Annotated in this window: 15 protein-coding genes and 1 riboswitch; of the genes, 9 read left to right on the forward strand and 6 right to left on the reverse strand. The window is 71.5% G+C overall.

Going from position 1 to position 17995, the window contains the following annotated elements:
• Positions 1–89: 89 nt before the first annotated feature.
• Positions 90–500 (reverse strand): coenzyme B12-dependent isobutyryl CoA mutase small subunit, encoded by a 411-nt coding sequence (icmB, locus tag JGS22_RS03955; RefSeq protein ID WP_211041329.1) that lies wholly within the window; start codon positions 498–500, stop codon positions 90–92.
• 314 nt (positions 501–814) lie between these two features.
• Here icmB and JGS22_RS03960 point away from each other — a divergent pair, with 314 nt between their 5' ends.
• A complete protein-coding gene (locus JGS22_RS03960; protein ID WP_211041332.1) occupies positions 815–1675 on the forward strand; it encodes an esterase/lipase family protein in 861 nt (286 codons plus the stop codon).
• Positions 1676–1926: 251 nt separating this feature from the next.
• Entirely contained in the window at positions 1927–4176 is a 2250-nt protein-coding gene (locus JGS22_RS03965; protein ID WP_308405502.1) for a M23 family metallopeptidase, read from the forward strand.
• Positions 4177–4531: 355 nt separating this feature from the next.
• On the opposite strand, the gene pcrA is transcribed toward JGS22_RS03965, so the two are convergent.
• Positions 4532–7066 carry a DNA helicase PcrA gene (gene pcrA, locus JGS22_RS03970; protein WP_211041330.1) on the reverse strand — a complete coding sequence of 845 codons (2535 nt, stop codon included), beginning with the start codon at positions 7064–7066 and terminating at the stop codon, positions 4532–4534.
• Positions 7067–7124: 58 nt separating this feature from the next.
• Between pcrA and JGS22_RS03975 the strand changes: the two genes are divergently transcribed.
• Complete coding sequence (locus tag JGS22_RS03975) at positions 7125–7739, forward strand: DUF1707 SHOCT-like domain-containing protein (RefSeq protein WP_211041331.1); 615 nt, start codon at positions 7125–7127, stop codon at positions 7737–7739.
• Between the two features lie 246 nt (positions 7740–7985).
• A riboswitch (cyclic di-AMP (ydaO/yuaA leader) is annotated at positions 7986–8139 on the forward strand.
• Positions 8140–8146: 7 nt separating this feature from the next.
• Positions 8147–9340: a C40 family peptidase gene (locus JGS22_RS03980; protein ID WP_216814830.1), complete on the forward strand. Its 1194-nt coding sequence runs from the start codon at positions 8147–8149 to the stop codon at positions 9338–9340.
• Between the two features lie 95 nt (positions 9341–9435).
• Here JGS22_RS03980 and JGS22_RS03985 read toward each other — a convergent pair whose 3' ends face one another.
• Both JGS22_RS03985 and JGS22_RS03990 read right to left on the reverse strand, forming a co-directional pair.
• Positions 9436–9789: a hypothetical protein gene (locus tag JGS22_RS03985; protein ID WP_211039243.1), complete on the reverse strand. Its 354-nt coding sequence runs from the start codon at positions 9787–9789 to the stop codon at positions 9436–9438.
• A gap of 212 nt (positions 9790–10001) precedes the next feature.
• On the reverse strand, positions 10002–10673 hold the full coding sequence (locus tag JGS22_RS03990; RefSeq protein WP_211039242.1) for an enoyl-CoA hydratase-related protein: 672 nt from the start codon (positions 10671–10673) through the stop codon (positions 10002–10004).
• Positions 10674–11149: 476 nt separating this feature from the next.
• Between JGS22_RS03990 and JGS22_RS03995 the strand changes: the two genes are divergently transcribed.
• A complete protein-coding gene (locus tag JGS22_RS03995) occupies positions 11150–11665 on the forward strand; it encodes a DoxX family protein (protein ID WP_211039241.1) in 516 nt (171 codons plus the stop codon).
• Positions 11666–11765: 100 nt separating this feature from the next.
• Here the strand turns inward: JGS22_RS03995 and JGS22_RS04000 are convergent, their stop codons facing one another.
• Complete coding sequence (locus tag JGS22_RS04000; protein WP_211039240.1) at positions 11766–11993, reverse strand: hypothetical protein; 228 nt, start codon at positions 11991–11993, stop codon at positions 11766–11768.
• Positions 11990–13840 (reverse strand): PspC domain-containing protein, encoded by a 1851-nt coding sequence (locus JGS22_RS04005; RefSeq protein ID WP_211039239.1) that lies wholly within the window; start codon positions 13838–13840, stop codon positions 11990–11992. Before JGS22_RS04005 ends, JGS22_RS04000 begins: the two co-directional genes overlap by 4 nt.
• Before the next feature lie 135 nt (positions 13841–13975).
• On the opposite strand from JGS22_RS04005, the gene JGS22_RS04010 reads away from it, so the two are divergent.
• The 4 genes from JGS22_RS04010 to JGS22_RS04025 are packed head-to-tail and all read left to right on the forward strand — an operon-like array spanning position 13976 to position 17933.
• Positions 13976–15229, forward strand: a complete 1254-nt coding sequence (locus JGS22_RS04010; protein ID WP_211039238.1) for an ATP-binding protein — start codon at positions 13976–13978, stop codon at positions 15227–15229.
• Complete coding sequence (locus tag JGS22_RS04015) at positions 15226–15921, forward strand: LuxR C-terminal-related transcriptional regulator (protein ID WP_211039237.1); 696 nt, start codon at positions 15226–15228, stop codon at positions 15919–15921. The genes JGS22_RS04010 and JGS22_RS04015 overlap by 4 nt, the downstream gene beginning before the upstream one ends.
• 42 nt (positions 15922–15963) lie before the next feature.
• On the forward strand, positions 15964–17211 hold the full coding sequence (locus tag JGS22_RS04020) for an AAA family ATPase (RefSeq protein WP_211039236.1): 1248 nt from the start codon (positions 15964–15966) through the stop codon (positions 17209–17211).
• On the forward strand, positions 17211–17933 hold the full coding sequence (locus tag JGS22_RS04025; RefSeq protein ID WP_216814831.1) for an RloB family protein: 723 nt from the start codon (positions 17211–17213) through the stop codon (positions 17931–17933). The genes JGS22_RS04020 and JGS22_RS04025 overlap by 1 nt, the downstream gene beginning before the upstream one ends.
• Positions 17934–17995: the final 62 nt, after the last annotated feature.

The following is a 17995-nucleotide window of genomic DNA, read 5'->3' on the forward strand; positions in this document are numbered from 1 at the left end:
ACGTGGATCGGGTCGGGTCGGGCTGCGGGAGGCGCCGGGCGGGCTGACCGCACGGCGGCGCGCGGGAGCCCGGAGCGGTGCGCCGAGAGTCAGGCGACCACGGGCCGTACATGGGCGCGTACCCAATCCACGACCTCACCGGTCGGGGCGCCGGGCGTGAAGATCGCCGCGACACCGAGCTCCCGGAGCGGGGCGATGTCCTCCTCCGGGATGATGCCGCCACCGAAAACCTTGATGTCCGCGGCCTCTCGCTCCCGCAGCAGTTCCAGCACACCGGCGAAGAGGGTGTTGTGGGCACCGGAGAGGATGGAGAGCCCGATCGCGTGGGCGTCCTCCTGGATCGCGGTGTCCACGATCTGCTCGGGCGTCTGGTGCAGCCCTGTGTAGACGACCTCCATGCCCGCGTCCCGCAGCGCGCGGGCGATGACCTTCGCTCCCCGGTCGTGTCCGTCCAGGCCGGGTTTGGCCACCACCACTCGAATCGGACCCGACACAGTCATCGCCGCCTCATCTCCGCCCGGACCGCTGGGTTCGCCGGGCCTTCTCGGCTCCGTCTCGACGCGCAGCCCGAAGGACAGCTAACCCTCCGTGGCCGCCTACCCGTCAGTTTCGCCACAGCGCCGAACGGGGACATTCAGGGTGGGAATGTTCGGCGGACCTCATCCGCCTGCGTTCCAGGTCGGCACAGTGTCGTCCAGGTCGTCCAGTTGCACCACTGCCGCGCTCGCGGACCGTGTGACCGAGGGTCCGCAGTCGCCGATCCGGGGACAGGGCCGGGCGGTGGGGCGTGACGGGGGTTGCCGTGCGGGTTCCGATGCCGAGGTTGGCGAGCGATCTGCTCAGCACGTTGGGTACCACCGTGCTGGAGGCGACCGCGCTCGCCGGTCACCTCGTTCTCTATCCGAGCGGCATGGCGGCCGACGCCCCGGTAGAGACGAGGGCGGATCGCTTTCCCGGGCGGCGCCCGGTGGTGCTGGTGCACGGCTTCATCGACAACCGGAGCGTCTTTGCGCTGATGCGCCGCTCGCTCCGCCGTCACGACTGGCCGGTCGTGACGGGCTTCAACTACTCCCCGTTCGCGGGTGATGTGCCGACCACCGCCCGGCTGCTCGCCGATGTGGTCGAGGACGTCTGCGAGCGGACCGGCCATCGAGAGGTGGATCTGGTCTGCCACAGCCTGGGCGGGCTGGTCGCCCGGTACTGCGTGCAGCGGCTGGGCGGCGACTCCCGGGTGCACACCGTGGTGACGCTCGGGACTCCGCATCTGGGCACGTCCGCCGCGCCGCTTCTCTCGCTTCACCCGATCGTGCGGCAGATTCGACCGGGCTCACGGGTGATGGCGGAGCTGGCGGAGCCGGTTCCGGAGTGCCGCACCCGTTTCGTCAGCCTTCACAGCGATCTCGATCCGGTGATGTCGCCCCCGGAGACCGCCCGCCTCGAGCGTGCGGACCTGCGGGTGCGAGAGGTGCCGGTGCAGGGAATCGGACACCTTGCCCTGCCCGCGCACTGGGCCGTCATCGCCCGTGTCCGTGAGGAGTTGGTCACGGCGGACACTGCGCCCGGCGGCGAGGCGGAGAATCTCGACGCGCCCGCGGCCCGGTCCGGCGAATCGCCCCCGAAGCTGCCCGTGGCCGAAAGCGCCGCCCGCCGCAGTGCAGCCGGAGGCGCCGCCTGACCTGCGGCACGTTTCGCCCGACCGCCACGGACCCCCTCGGTCCTGCGGTTCGGCCCCAACCCGCGCCGAATGACGAACAGTTGTCGAACAGTGCGTCAACTACCGGTCCGTAGTCCGCCGAAAGGCGGCCTTCTGCCCGGGTTGGGCGAGGACAAAACACAGGGAAGATTGTCGTCCCCGCATACCGCCGGGTACAGTCGCCGCACTGCTCCGCCAGCCCACTTGTCTCCGAGGTGAAAGAGAAGTTGGTGGTGAACGTCCCTTCCCCGTCGGGGCCTTACGGCTCACACGACAGCCCTCACGGCACCTCGTTCGCGGGGTACCCGGGCTACACGTCGTACGACGAGACCACCGGCTATGCCGCACCACCGGAGCAGCACTACGGCACGGACACCGGGCATTTCGACCCTGCCTACGGCGACGACCCCCTCTTCGGCACGATGCCGGGCCAGGAACAGCAGCCCGCCGCGATGTACGGCACCGGGGCGTACGACACCGGCGCCGCCATGTACGACACCGGGGCCCACGCCGCGTATTCCCCTTACGACACCGGGGCCCACCCGACGACGGCGTACGGCAGCGACACCGGCCTCCACGGCACGGGAGTCCACGACACCACCGGCGCTCACGGAAGCGGAGCCCACCAGGCCGGCGGGTACGACACCGGCGCGTACGACACCGGCGCCTACGCCGGTGGTCTGTACGAGCACACCGGTTACGCGTCCGCCGACAACGGCGCCCACGCCAACGACCCCATGGGCGCAGCCGGTCACGACACCGGCCAGGCCGGCGCACAGTGGGGCAGCGAAACGTACTCGCCTCTCGACATCCCCGCTCAGGCCGGCCCGGAATGGACGGCGGACGCCGGCAACGGGCACTGGAACCACGGCGGTCACCCGCAGATGCCGGGCGACGCGCAGGGTTGGGGTCCGTACGTCGCCGGCCACGCCTACGACACGGGCGCCTACGACACCGGCACCTTCGCCCCGGGCTCGCTGCACACCACGGGCCACCCCGACGTTGCCCCCGGCCAGTACGACACCGGTCAGTACGACACGGGCCAGTTCGACACCGTCGGCCAGTTCGACACGGGCCAGCACGACACGGCCGGTCAGTACGACACCGGCCAGTACGACACCGTCGGCCAGTACGGGACCGGACTCCACGACACCGGCCAGTTCGGAAGCGGGCTGTACGACACGGGCCAGCACGACACCGCCGGCCAGTACGACACGGGTCAGTACGACACGGGTCAGTTCGGTATCGGGCAGTACGAATCCGGCAGTTGGGACCTCGGCGACTACGGCCCCGGCACGCCGGTCACCGGTCACCACCCGGCCGACCTCGCCGACGCCGGTTCCGCCGGCTCCACCACCAGCGGCACCGGCGAATGGGACACCGGCGGCTGGCAGGTCTCCACGCTCGCCGCAGCCGGCTCCGTCGAACAGGCAGCGCAGGCCGAGCAGTTGGCTGCCGAGCAGCCGCACACCTCCGGCCTTCCGCACCTCACGGACCACTCGCACGGGAACGGCCACCCGCAGGGCACCGAGACCGAGCCGGCCGGGAACGCCCGGAACGGATCCGTCGACTCGGACACCCTCGGGGACATTCCGCTCCACGAGCTCCGCGCCCACGACGACGGCGCCCCCTTCGACGGCCCCGAACTCGGCCAGGACTCGCGGCGCGACGACGACGCGGGCGACTTCGGTGTTCCGGACATCTCCCCGGGCGCCTCTCCGTCCGTCCCCGCGGGCCCCGTCAGTCGGGGCCGCCGACGGGCCGCGAAGCCCAGGCGTTCCGCGCTGCTGACCGTTGCCGTGCCGTCCGTGGCCGTGATGGGTGTGGCCGGTATCGCCGCCGCGTCGGTGGGCAATCTCGGCGACGAGAGCAAGGACAAGGGCGAGCAGGCCGCGCCGGACCCGGCATCGGTCAAACCGTCCGACGCCAACAGCAAGTTGGACATCCAGCTCGATGGGGTACGCGCCGACGCGGGCGATTTCGCCGGACGTGCCAGTCGTACCCAGGAGCGGCTCGACCTCAAGGAACGCCAGGAGGCCGAGCGCAAGCGCAAGGAGGCGGAGGCCGCCCGCAAGGAGGCCGAGCGTCCCAAGTTCGCCCTGCCCGTGACCCAGCCGGGGTTGAGCGCGTACTACGGCCAGGCCGGCGTCAACTGGCTCTCGCTGCACACCGGTATCGACTTCCCGGTCAGCTACGGGACACCGGTGAAGGCCTCGGCCGACGGGATGATCTCGACCAAGTACGACATCTCGTACGGCAACATGATCATACTGACCACTGCCGACGGTACCGAGCTCTGGTACTGCCACCTCAGCAGCAGCAAGATCCGCAGCGGCCCGGTCAAGGCGGGCGACACGATCGGCTACGCGGGCAGCTCCGGCAATTCCACCGGTCCGCACCTGCACTTCGAGGTGCGCCCCGGAGGCGGCTCGGCGATCGACCCGCTCGGCTGGTTCCGCGGCAAGGGCCTGGACCCGACGTAACACACCCCGCCGGGTGGGCCAACAGCCCACAGCACACCCAGCCGTCGACACACAGCACACAGCCGTCGCCGCCGCACAGCGCGGTGCTGCTGCCAGCAGGTCCTGAGCTTCCACGCACAGCGCCCGGCGCCCTCACCGACCTCCCGGACACCGGTCGCCGCTCCGACCCACCGCACCGGACAGCACCATCCAGGCGACCCGTCGGCACGGCCCGCGCCGTGCCGACGCCGCCACGCAGGCAACTGCGCCAGAACCCGCCGCGGGTCCCGGTGTCGGGCCCCGGTGTCGGGCCCCGGTGTCGGGGCCGATCCACGATCGGGCCCGACACACGACTGCGTCGGTCTTCGGCGCCCCGCTAGAGCTTCTCGACCGGGGCGTACCGCAGCAGCAGACGCTTGGGCTTCGGGTCGCCGAAGTCGACGGTCGCCTCCGCGCTGTCACCGCTGCCCTTGACCCCGACCACGCGGCCGAGCCCGAAGCTGTCGTGGGTGACCCGGTCCCCGACCGAGAGCGCGACCACCGGCTGCCCTCCGGCTCTGCGCTGGGTGGCGAAGCCGCCCGTGCCGCGGCGCGGCGCGGACGCCCCGACGGACATCCCGCCGGGCAGCCCGCCGACCGGCGCCAGCGGTGAGCCGCCGCCCGACGCCCGGCCGCCGGTGCGCCGCCAGTCCAGGAACTCGGCCGGCACTTCCTCCAGAAAACGCGAAGGCGGGTTGTACGAGGGCTGGCCCCAGACGCTGCGCATCGCGGCCCGGCTGAGATAGAGCCGCTCGCGGGCACGGGTGATGCCCACGTAGGCGAGGCGGCGCTCCTCCTCCAGTTCCTTGCTGTCACCGAGCGCCCGCATGTGGGGAAAGACGCCGTCCTCCATACCGGTCAGGAAGACGACCGGAAACTCCAGCCCCTTGGCCGTGTGCAGGGTCATCAGGGTGATGACGCCCGTCTCCTCGCCGCCCTCGCCCTCGTCCGGGATCTGGTCGGAGTCGGCGACCAGGGCGACCTGCTCGAGGAAGTCGGCCAGGGTGCCCGGATCGTCCTCGCCGCGGTCCTGCTCGAACTCCAGGGCCACGGCGGCGAGTTCCTGGAGATTCTCCACCCGGGTCTCGTCCTGCGGATCGGTGGACGCCTGGAGCTCGGCGAGGTAGCCGGTGCGCTCGAGTATCGCCTCCAGCACCGTCGCCGGGCCGGCTCCGGATTCCACGATCGTGCGCAGCTCCTCCAGCAGGGAGTTGAAGCGCTTGACGGCGTTGACGGAGCGGGAGGCCATGCCGTACGCCTCGTCGACCCGGCGGAGTGCGGCCGCGAAGCTGATCCGCTCGCGGGAGGCCAGCGCCTCCAGCATCGCCTCGGCCCGGTCGCCGATGCCCCGCTTGGGGACGTTGAGGATGCGGCGCAGCGGGACGGTGTCCTCCGGGTTGGCGAGCACGCGCAGATAGGCGAGGACGTCCCGGACCTCCCTGCGCTCGTAGAAGCGCACACCGCCGACGACCTTGTAGGGCAGGCCGACCCGGATGAAGATCTCCTCGAAGACGCGGGACTGGGCGTTGGTGCGGTAGAAGACTGCGACATCGCCGCTCTTCGCCGTGCCCTCGTCGGTCAGCCGGTCGATCTCCTCGGCGACGAACTGCGCCTCGTCGTGCTCGGTGTCGGCGACGTAGCCGGTGATGCGGGCGCCGTCGCCGGCCTGGGTCCAGAGGTTCTTCGGGCGGCGGTTCTCGTTGCGCTCGATGACGGCGTTGGCTGCGGTGAGGATCGTCTGCGTGGAGCGGTAGTTCTGCTCCAGCAGGATGGTGGTGGCGTCCGGATAGTCCTCCTCGAACTGGAGGATGTTGCGGATGGTGGCACCGCGGAAGGCGTAGATGCTCTGGTCTGCGTCACCGACGACGCACAGCTCGGCCCGCTCCGGCACCTCGCCGCCACCCGGTTCCTCGGCGAATCCCGCACCCGCGGCGCCCGCACCCGCACCCGCACCGCCGGCCGTCGCGGCACCGACACCGACGAGGTGCCGAATGAGCGTGTACTGCGCGTGGTTGGTGTCCTGGTACTCGTCGACCAGCACGTGCCGGAAACGCCGGCGGTAGTGGTCGGCGACGTCCGGGAACGCCTGGAGCAGGTGCACCGTGGTCATGATGATGTCGTCGAAGTCCAGCGCGTTCGCCTCGCGCAGCCGCGACTGGTAGAGCGTGTACGCCTCGGCGAGCGTCTTCTCCCAGCCGTCGGACGCCCGGCCGGCGAAGTCCTCTTCGTCGATCAGCTCGTTCTTCAGGTTGGAGATCTTCGCGGTGAAGGACTTCGGCGGGAAGCGCTTGGGATCCAGGTCGAGGTCGCGGCAGACCAGCGCCATCAACCGCTTGGCGTCGGCGCCGTCGTAGATCGAGAAGGAGGAGGTGAAGCCGAGCTTCTTGCTCTCCCGCCGCAGAATCCGCACACACGCGCTGTGGAAGGTGGAGACCCACATCGACTGCGCGCGCGGGCCGACCAGCTCCTCCACGCGCTCCTTCATCTCGCCCGCGGCCTTGTTGGTGAAGGTGATCGCCAGGACCTGGCCGGGGTGGACGCCGCGGGCGCCGAGCAGGTGGGCGATGCGGTGCGTCAGCACCCTGGTCTTCCCCGAACCGGCTCCGGCGACGATCAGCAGCGGGCCGCCGCGGTGCTCGACGGCCGCGCGCTGCTGCTCGTTGAGCCCCTCCAGCAGTGCGGCGGGGTCGGCCGGGAGGCGCGCGGCGTGCTGCTGCGCACCGCGCGCGTCCTCCCTCAGGTGGGGCGCCGCGAAGAACCCGGGCGGAAGCTCCTCGTCCGGCGGCGCGAGGTCGTCCTCGGGTGGCGGCGGGGGCTCCTCCTCGGAGGGTTCGAGGCGGGCCAGGAAGCTGTCGTCGAAGAGGCTGCTCATCGTTGACCGAGTCTAGGCGGCACCTACGACAACGTGAGCCTCTCCTAGACTTACTCGTATGACGGACTCCTCTTCCGCGCCCGCCCCCCGCCCTCGACGTGACGCGGATCTCCGTGCGTCGCACTCGGACCGGGAGGCCGTCGCGGAGCGCCTGCGCGAAGCCGCCGGCGACGGCCGCATCGACCTGGAGGAGCTGGAGGAGCGGCTGGAGAAGGCGCTCACGGCGAAGACGTACGGAGAGTTGGAGCCGCTCACGGCGGATCTGCCCGCGACCCACCAGCAGCAGAAGAAGGCGGCAGCCGCCGAGCAGCCGTTGGAGCTGAAGACGGGCGCGGGGGACATCGTCCAGGACGGGTACTGGGTCGTGCCGTCGCGGATCAACGCGATCTCCCGACTCGGCGACATCAAAATCGACTTCAGTCAGGCGGAGTGCCACCAGAGCGAGGTCGTACTGGACGTCAACGCCGGTATCGGGAACGTCACCGTCATCGTCCCGCACGGCTGGTCGGCGCGTACGCACTCGCTCAAGGTGAGCGTCGGATCGGTGCGCAACCGGGCCACCGAGCCGCCCACGCCCGGCTCGCCGACCCTGGAGCTCACCGGCCGGGCCGCGATGGGCGACGTGCGCGTCCGCTACCCCAACCGCTGGGAGAACTGGCTCCGCAGCAGCTGACCCCGACGGGCCCGTCGGCGCCGAGGCACGCGCCGCAGCCGGTACGCCGGTACGGCAACCGGCAACCGGCAACCGATCGGTGGCAAGGCGCCGTGCGTGCGCGACATTCGACGTCCAATACGGGCGAACGACCGCCGGCCCAGAAGTGGTTTCCCGACACATCGGACACCGGTCTTCCCAACAGCCGCGGCCACTCACTACGGTGCTCCTCCAAGCAGCCCGTCACCGCCGGTGAAAGCGCCGGCCCGGACTGCTCCGCCGAGTCCGGCCCAGCCGGAGCCGGGGACCCACCTGAGCACCACCGGGGTGAATCGGGCGCAGGCGCGAGCCGAGCCCGTAGGGCAGCCTTCCGACGCCCGAACCCGACAGCTAACCCGGTAGGCGGTCCACGGAAGGAGTTGCGGATCGTGGCCCCACGACACCGCCCCCACCCCCACCCCCGGCACCGCAAACCGCGCACCTCAGCACTGTCCCCGGCGGCCCGGCGCGGTTCGATCGGCGCGACGGCGGCAGCCCTCGCGTCCGTCACCCTGCTCTCGCAGCAGGCCGGCGCCGACCCGAACGACGACCGCGAGGGCGAGCGGCCCACGCTGGAGCAGACCCGTTCCGAGGTCGACGCGCTCTACCGCGACGCCGGTGCGGCGACCCAGCGCTACAACGCCGCCAAGGAGCGGACCGACAGCCGCCGCAAGCAGGTCGACCGGTTGCTCGACCAGGCGGCCGAGCGGGCGGACGACCTCAACAAGGCCCGCCGCGTACTCGGCAGCTACGCCGCCGCCCAGTACCGGGACGGCGGCATGTCGGACACCGCCACCCTGCTGCTCTCCCGGGACCCGCAGGGCTACTTCAACCAGACGCACGTCATGGAGCGGATGTCGGCCCGCCAGCAGCGCGCCGTCACCACGTTCCGGGACAAGCAGCGCAGCGTCGCGAAGCAGCGAGCGGCAGCGGCCGGACGGCTGGCCGAACTCACCGAGGCGCAGCAGGAGTTGGCGACCGACAAGAGCACCGTGCAGACCAAGCTGACCGAGGCCAGGAAGCTGCTGTCCAAGCTCACCGCGCAGGAACGCGCCCGGCTGGCCGCCGCCGAACGCGAACGGCAGGAGGAGGCGCGCGAACGCGCCGCCGCAGCCGAACGGCGTGCGGAGGAAGCGCGCAAGCAGCAGGAGCAGGCCGAGCGCGAGCGGCGCGAACGCGAGAAGGAGAAGGAGCAGCCGGCTCCCGAGAAGCCGTCCGACGGCGACTCCTACGGGGCGAAGGCGCAGAAGGTCCTCGCCTTCGCCAAGAAGGAGCTCGGCAAGCCGTACGTGTGGGGCGCCACCGGGCCCAACTCCTACGACTGCTCGGGGTTCACCCGGGCCGCCTGGCGGACGGGCGGCCTCGAGCTGCCCCGGACGACGTTCGACCAGGTGAAGGTCGGCACGAAGGTCGCCAAGTCGGACATGCGTCCCGGGGATCTGATCTTCTTCTACGCGGACGTCACCCACGTGGGGATCTACGTGGGCGGCGGCCAGATGATCCACGCCTCCAAGCCGGGCGACGACGTGAAGTACGAGTCGGTCGACTACATGCCCTTCCACAGCGCGATGCGCCCGACCTGACCGGCGGCGCCCCGGCCCTCATCTCCCGGGGACACGCGCCCGCGCCCCGGCCCGCCTCTCGGTACGGCGGGTCGGGCGGCGGGTCGGGCGCCGGGTCAGACCCAGACGGTGGCGAGGAAGATGTTCAGCGTCGTCAGCGCGCCGACCGCGCCCAGCATTCCGGCGGGCACCCGCTCCTCGTCCCGCTTGACGTAGACCAGGCCCAGCACCACCACCAGCACGGCGAGCTTCAGGCCGATCTTGACGTGGTTGACCTCGGCGCCGTCCGCCTCGTTCAGCCCGACCAGGACCATCCCGGTGACCAGCATGGTGAGCGCACCGTGCAGCATCCCCGGCGTCATCCGGCCCTCGCCGGCGCTGATCGCCTTCATCTGTGCGAAGAAGCCGCCCAGCAGAGCGGCGATACCGATGATGTGCAGCGCGACGACGACGTTGATGACTGTGCTCATGGGCCGGAGCGTAACCGGGCCGGGCACGGCCGGATCGGCCGGGTGCGCACCCGCCGGTACGGCTCGACGGCCCCCGCCCGTACGCCCGGTTCCCCGGCGGGCGGTTCGCGCGCGGACGCACGCCCCGGGTGCGCGGACGCACGCCCCGCACGCGCACAACCCGCGACCGCGTACGTACCGCCCGACCCGCAGGGCGTACGGCCTGCGGGGCCTCAGCCGAGCGGGTTGACCGGGTCGCGCAGCAGCGCCAACGCGGGTGCGTACAGCCGGGACTTGATCGTGCCGAGGGTGTCGCCGACCTTGCCCACCTGGGCCGCCGCGCGCTCGACGGCGGCGGCCAGGACGGCGTCCGCCCCGACGGCCTCGTCGACGACGCCGTGCGCCGCCGCGTCCGTACCGCCGTAACGGCGCGCGGTCGCCATCGCCTCGTGCGCGGTCTGCGGCGAGAGGCGGCTCTGCACCAGGGCGGACATGCCCGGCGTGAACGGGATGTTGATGTCGGCCTCCGGCAGGCACCAGAAGCCGCGGTCCGCCCGCATCACCCGGAAGTCGTGCGCCAGCGAGAACATCGCGCCGGCCGCGAAGGTGTGTCCCTGGAGCGCCGCCACGGTGACCAGCGGCAGCGCCAGCATCCGCGCGAACAGGGCGTGCACCGAGACGACGTACTCCTCGTGCTGGTCGGCGTGGGCGAACAGCCACTCCAGGTCGAGTCCGTTGGAGTAGAACTTGCCGGTCGCGGCCGTCACCAGGGCGCGCGGACCGTCGGCGTGCTCGACCTCGTCCAGGGCCGCGTTGACGGAGGCGATCCACTCCGGGTGGAAACGGTTCTCGCCGTCGCCGAGATCGAGTACGAACACGCCGTCCTGGCGGTCGAGTACGGGCATGACTGCTCCTTGGGGGTGGGCGGAGAGGTGTACGGCGCAGTGCGGCGCTCGGGCGCCGCGGGTCAGTCCCGCGGGGACGCGTCCGGTCGCGCACTTCGCCGGGACGGCTCGTACGGGGCGAGCGTGACGGTCGGCTGCCGCGGGCCGAACGGCTCCGCGGCTCCGCGGCCTTACGTCGGTACGGCGGTTCCGGTGGCGAGGCGCGCTCGGTGGTCGCTGCCGCGTTGCACCATCACGCACTCCTCCCGGCACCGCTCGGACCTCGGCAAACCGGCCGACCCCGACACTACTCATTGGTAAGTTATGGCAGGTGCCTGGGACAGGCAAGAGATTCCGCCGCCTGTGCCGTACGTTGCCGCACCACCACACGGTGAACACAGGACCCACTGCGTTCGTACACCCTTGCGGGAGCGTGATGAGGGAAGGCTCCCTTCGGCGGACCGGAGCACAGCCGACGGAAAGGGACAGGGGACGCGATGGGCCTCACTGATCACACGGGCGGTACCCGCATGGACCCCGGCGAGGGCGGCCAGCCGGCACCGACCACGTCGCAGCTCGCACTGCTGCCGCTGCGCCTCTTCCTCGGCGTGACGTTCGCCTACGCGGGCATCGACAAGCTCACCGATCCGGACTTCCCCGCCTCGATGAGCGACCTGCTCCACTCGATCCCCAACGCGGCGGCGCCCTGGCTGCTCGACCTCGCCCTGACCAATCCGGAGGCGTTCGGCTACGGCATCGCGCTCGGCGAACTGGCCGTCGGTATCGGGGCGTTGGCCGGACTGCTGATGCGGCTGGTGGCGTTCGGCGGCCTGCTGATCTCGCTGTCGTTCTGGCTCACCGTCAGCTGGGACGTCGGCCCGTACTACTACAGCCAGGACGTGCCGTACCTGATGGCCTGGGTCCCGCTGCTGATCGCGGGCGCGCAGATCTACTCGCTCGACGCCGTCGTCGGCAAACGCCGCAAGCGGTCCGGACGCCGACTCTACGGCTGACGGCTCCGCCGCCTCCGGCCGCGGTGCGGTCGCGGCGGCCGGTCGCGGTGCGGGCCGTGCGCTTCCGGGTGCCCGGAGCACGCCCGAACGGCCTTGCCCGTCAGCGCAGTTCGTTGCTCCGCCCGCGGCGGACGCGCAGTACCCGGTCGGCCGCCGCGACCAGCCCGGAGAGCAGCAGTGCCGCCGGTACGGCCAGGATGAGCAGAGCGTACGAAAGATCCCACTCGCCCAGCGTCCGCATCAGCAGCCCGCCGGCCACGGCCAGCAGCGCCAGGCCGAGCAGGAGCTTCGCGGGGTCGAAACGGCTGTGGCTCGTCGTACGGCTCATGAGCGCTCCTCCTGCTCGCGACCGGCGAGAACCGGCCCGTATCCGACCCCGGCGTCCGGACCCGTGCCGGCCTCCACGGCCTCGACCCGCTGCCGGCCCGCCTCCGGCCGACCGCCCGACGCTCCTGCCGGTTCCGCGCCCGGGTCGGCGCTCGGGTCGGCGCTCGGGTCGCTGTCGGTGTCCGCGCCGCTGTCCGGTGTGCGGGCCGGAGCGTCCATGTCGCGCTCGACCGTGACGCCGCCCGCACCCACGTCGACCGTCAACTCGACGGTGCCGGTGGGCTCTTCGCCGTCCAGCGGCCCCATGGTGTAGCTCTCGGTGACGCGGAAACCGCCGCCGCTGACGCCGCTGCCGTCCTGTCCGCTGCCGACGCCCGGCAGGTCGTAACCGCCGAGCCCCACCCGTACGTCGACCTCCACCAGCGCGTTCGGCGGCACGACCACCCGCGCCTCACCGGCGGCGACCCGGAGCGAGGTGACGACCGTGTCGTCCTCCTTCATCCGCAGCCCGCCCAGGTCGAGGGTGCCCTGGCCGGTGCCCACCCGGTAGTGCTCCCGCACCTCCCCGGCCGAGGCCGGCCGCCAGAGCTGCTCGGAGAAGGTGGTGGTGAGGTCCTTCGGCAGACTGACGGCGCCGGCCAGCAGCAGAGTGGTCAGGACGACGCCGACGATCGTGCCGCCCCCGATCCTGCCGGTGAACGCCCCGACGACCAGGCCGAGTCCGAAGGTCGCCAGCGCCGCGGTCAGCCCGACCGCGAGCGCCGTACCGAGCGGCTGGCTCGACCAGACCGCCGCGCTGCTGCCCACCGCCGAGACGAGCGCGGCGAGGAACACCGCGCCGCCCAGGGAGATCGCGCTCCGCCGGCAGCCTTCCTGCTGCGCGACCGGCGCCGTGCCGCCCGAGGGCTGCTGCTCGGTCCACACGTCACCGGACGGCGTGTTCTCGGCACCCTCCGGGCCCCAGAGGTACCCGTCGGTGTGGGACGGTTCGCGCCACCAGGACGGGGACAACGGGGTCGGCGGCGCCTGCGGCTCGGGCGGCGCCTCGGGCCGTGCGTCCGCGCCGAGTTCGGGCTTCTCGCCGCGCGTCTTCTGCGACCAGTACGCGGCGGCGCCGAGGGCCGCCGTCACCATCAGCGCGAAGGTGAGCAGCTTGCTGTTGTCCAGCGAGGCGAGCGCGACACCGCAACCGGCGAGCGCGCACAGCACCGCGGCCAACGCTCCGCCCTCGACCCGGCCGGAGAGCAGCCGCTTGGCCTCGTTCTCGTCCTCGCCCTCCAGCGGGACGAGCAGCCAGGCGAAGGCGTAGAAGAGCAGCCCGAGCCCGCCCATCGCCGAGAGGACGGCGACCGGCACCCGGAAGAGCACGGGGTCCATGTCGAAGTGGCGGCCGAGTCCTCCGCAGACGCCTGCGACGACCTTGTGCTGCCGGCTGCGCTCCAGGCGTTCCGCGCCGTCGGCGACGCCGGTGCCGAAGACGTCCGTGGCGCCCGTACCGGTGCCGCCGTCCCCGCCCCCGTCGCCCCCGTCGTCCGCGCCGGAAGCGCCGGAAGCGCCGGAAGCGCCGTTCTCGCCACGGCCGCTGCGGGGCGGCGCCCACCTCCCGCCGGCTCCCCCGGGCCCGGACCGACCGCCGGCGCCTCTGCCGCCGCTGCCGCCGGGGCGCGCGTCCGCACCTCCCGGGTCGCCGGTGTGCGCGGAGCCCGCGCCGGTCGCACCCACCCCCGCGTACGCGGACGGGTCGCCGCGCCGGTCCTCGGCGCCGCCGGGAACCGCCGGGCCGTGCGACGCACCGGCCGCCGAACTCCCGCCGGCGGGCCCGTCGTGGCCCCAGTGCTCCTGTGTCATGCGTCCATACTGTCGACTCGTCCCTCCCGGCGGTATCCGGGGCCACCCCGGAGGCTGCCCTGACATCTTTCGTCAGGGAGGGACTGGGGGGTTACCCGGATGTACCGCGTTCCTCTCCCGTGTGACGATCTAGCAATGACGACAGCTCCTCCCGCGCCGCCGACCCAGGCGCCTGCGGTACGCCCGCTGCGCAAGCTGTACCGCAGCTCCGAGGGGCGGCTCCTCGGCGGCGTGGCCCGCGGCCTGGCCGGCCACCTCGGGCTGCCGGTGGCCTGGGTGCGGATGGTGTTCATCGTCCTCTTCTTCACCAGCGGTCTGGGCGCCCTGCTGTACGCGGTGTTCTGGTTCGTGGTGCCGCTCGGCGCCGGCGGTGTCGGAGAGGGCCACAAACCGGCCCAGGGCAAACCGGACCGGGGCTACCTCTTCGCCGCGGTCGTCCTGATCGTCGCGCTCGTCGCGCTCGGCGAGAACCTCCAGTTCGGCACCGCCAACGCCTATGTCTGGCCGCTGCTGCTGATGGGCGTCGGCGTGGCCGTCGTCTGGCGCCAGGTGGACAACGACCGCCGGGCCCACTGGACGGAGATGAGCCGCAGCAAGCGGCTCATTCCGCTCGCCCGCACCGCCGCCGGCGTCGTACTGGTCGGCGCGGGCGTGGCCGGGTTCGCCGTGATCCAGGGCTCGGGACGGCAGTTGGGCGCCGTGCTCCAGGCCGCGCTCGCCGTGGTCATCGGTATCGCGCTGATCGCGGGCCCGTATCTCGTACGGATGACGCAGGATCTCTCCGAGGAGCGCCTGATGCGCATCAGGGCGCAGGAGCGCGCCGAAGTCGCCGCCCATGTGCACGACTCGGTGCTGCACACCCTCACGCTGATCCAGCGCAACTCCGAGAACGCCCGCGAGGTCAGCCGCCTCGCCCGTGCCCAGGAGCGCGATCTGCGCGCCTGGCTCTACAAGGGTGCGCGCGGCGCGAGCGAGGAGGAGTCGGACGAGAGTCCGCGGACCTTCGCCGAGTCGGTGAAGGCGGTGGTCGCCGAGGTCGAGGACCACCACGGCGTACCGGTGGAGGTGGTGTGCGTCGGCGACTGCCCGATGGACGACCGGCTGACCGCCACCCTCCAGGCCGCGCGCGAGGCGATGGTCAACGCCGCGAAGTACGGCGGCGAGGCCGGCCACGTCCAGGTCTTCGCCGAGGTGGAGGGCTCGACGATCTTCGTATCGATCCGCGACCGCGGCCCCGGATTCGATCTGGATTCGGTGCCCTCGGACAGAATGGGCGTACGGGAGTCAATCATCGGCCGGATGGAACGCAACAGCGGCACCGCCCGCATCAGGTCCACTCCTGGTGAGGGGACCGAGGTGGTGCTGGAGATGGAGAGGGCGGAATCATGAGCGCGGAACAGAGCGAAGAGACCACCGGCGGCCGGCGCGCACGGGTCGTGCTCGTCGACGACCACCGGATGTTCCGGGCCGGTGTGCAGGCCGAGATCGGCGAGACCGCGGCCACCGGGGTCGAGGTCGTCGGCGAGGCCGGGGACGTCGACCAGGCGGTGAGCGTCATCTCCGCGACCCGACCGGACGTCGTACTGCTGGACGTGCACCTCCCCGGCGGCGGCGGGGTGGAGGTGCTGCGGCGCAGCTCCGCGCTGATGGCCGACCCCGAACAGCCGGTGCGCTTCCTGGCGTTGTCGGTCTCCGACGCCGCCGAGGACGTCATCGGCGTCATCCGCGGCGGCGCGCGCGGCTACGTCACCAAGACCATCACCGGCCGGGACCTCGTCGACGCGATCTTCCAGGTCGCCGACGACGACGCCGTCTTCTCCCCCCGCCTCGCCGGCTTCGTACTGGACGCCTTCGCCTCCACCGACGCCGCCCCGGTCGACGAGGACCTCGACCGACTCACCCAGCGCGAGCGCGAGGTGCTGCGGCTGATCGCCCGCGGCTACGCGTACAAGGAGATCGCCAAGCAGCTCTTCATCTCCGTCAAGACGGTCGAGTCGCACGTCTCCGCGGTGCTCCGCAAGCTCCAACTCTCCAACCGCCACGAACTCACCCGCTGGGCCACCGCTCGCAGGCTGGTCTGAGCAGCCGGGCGATACCCTGATCGGACCGAGGAGGGAGTGGGCATGCTGCTGAGATTCCGTGTGGAGAACGTACGATCCCTGCGCGACGAGCAGGAGCTGTCCTTCGCCGTCCCGGAGGGCGAGTCCGGGTACGCGGAGCGCCTTGTGGCCCTGTCGGACGGACGCGAGCTGGCGCTCTACCCCACTCTCGGCATCCTCGGCGGCAACGCCTCCGGAAAGTCCAATGTCCTGGCCGCACTGCGCCTGATGAAGGAGGCGGTGCTCAGCTCGTACGGTGCCTGGACCTCCTACGACGGGCTCCCCCGCGAGCCGTACGCGCTGGACCCCGGCGCCGCCGCCAAGTCGTGCTTCTGGGAAGCGGACTTCGTCCTGGGAGACGGGGTGCGCTGGACCTACGGGTTCGAGCTGGGTGAGAGCCGCGTCGAGGGCGAATGGCTGCACGCCTATCCCAAGGGACGCAGGCAGGTCTGGTTCGACCGTGAGGCAGGACGCCCGAAGGAGTTCGAGTTTCCCGGCGAGCGCCTCCAGGACCGTACGAGACTCGCCCGTACGACGCGTCCGAACGCGCTGCTCCTCTCCCGGGCCGCGGCCGACAACCACCCCCAACTCGGCCGTGTCTTCGACTGGTTCAAGAAACTCTGGGACATCGACCCGGAGTCCGAGCGGCAGCAGCGCGAAGCCTTCACCACCCGTCAGCTCGCCGACGGAAAGGCCCGGCACCGCATCGAGGAGCTGCTGCGCGTCGCCGACCTCGGAATCGAGAGCACGGAGTTGGAGCAGCGCCCCGGTCGGCCGCCCGTGGTGAAGCTGCGGCACACCTCCGCGCAGGGCGGGGGAACCATCGAATGGGAGCGCGAGTCCTTCGGAACCCGCTCCTGGTATGCGCTGCTCGGCCCGGTGTTGCGCGCCCTCGACGAGGGAGCGGTGCTGCTGGTCGACGAGCTCGACTCCAGCCTGCACCCCCGGATGGCCGCCGAGGTCGTACGCCTCTTCCAGCGCCCGCAGACCAACCCCCGCAACGCACAACTCATCTTCACCAGCCACGACTCCTCGCTGTTGGGCGAGCCCGGCGGCGGACGGCTGCTGGCGGTGGGGCAGATCTGGCTCACCGAGAAGGACGCAGACGGCGCCACCCGGGTATTCCCGCTCTCGGACTTCGAGCCCGGTGAGGAGGAGGACCTGACGAGCTCATATCTGACCGGGGTCTTCGGTGGAGTGCCCCGCCTGTCCGAAGGGCAGGTCGGACGACGGCTGTTGATGGCGGACGCGATGGAGGTGAGCGGTTCCTGATGGCACGCCAGAGGGGGAAGGACGACACGAGGCGTCGCCCCAAGGGCGCCGGGGGCAGGGCCCGTAATCGTGTGGTTCACATCTTCGCCGAGGGCGAGGTGACCGAAGAGCAGTACCTCGATCTGGTGATGGCAGAGGGCACACCGAAGAACCCGGCGGAGACTGCGGTTCATCGAGTACGCACCAGCTCCGTCGCGACCAAAGACCGCAAACCGCTGCCCCTGGTGGACCTCGCGGTGGCCGCGCTGCGCAAGGCGGAGCGCGAGGCCGAACAGGGCGGGCTCACCAAGAAGCACTGGGCCTGGCCTCAGGTGTGGGTGCTCTTCGACCGGGATGATCACAAGCAGATCCCCACCGCGTTCAGCCGTGCGCGAGAAGCCGGCGTGCAGGTCGCCTACTCCCACCCGTGCTTCGAGCTCTGGCGACTGCTGCACTACAAGAACCGCACCGTCGGTTTCGGTGGCGGCAAATGCCACTCCGCCAGCTCCGCCCTCCGCTCCCAGCCCGGCTTCGCGAAGACGTACGGCCACAACGTCAGGTCGGTCTCGGAGGACCGCGCCAAGAAGGTCGTGCTGGACCAGATCAAGGGCGGCTACGCGGACGCGCGCAAGTTCGCCGCGAAGCTCAACGAGCAGCACACCGGCCCGGACCAGAGCCACTGGGATCCGTACACAAACGTGTACGAACTGATCGAGGACGGGCTCGGGCTGTCGGGTTACTAGGGTGTTGGGCATGGCGGGCTCCTGCGGAGCGTAGGCTCTTGCGCGGCTTGCCACCCATGTGC

Origin of the sequence: Streptomyces tardus, assembly GCF_018101125.2 — a bacterium.
Classification (GTDB): domain Bacteria; phylum Actinomycetota; class Actinomycetes; order Streptomycetales; family Streptomycetaceae; genus Streptomyces; species Streptomyces tardus.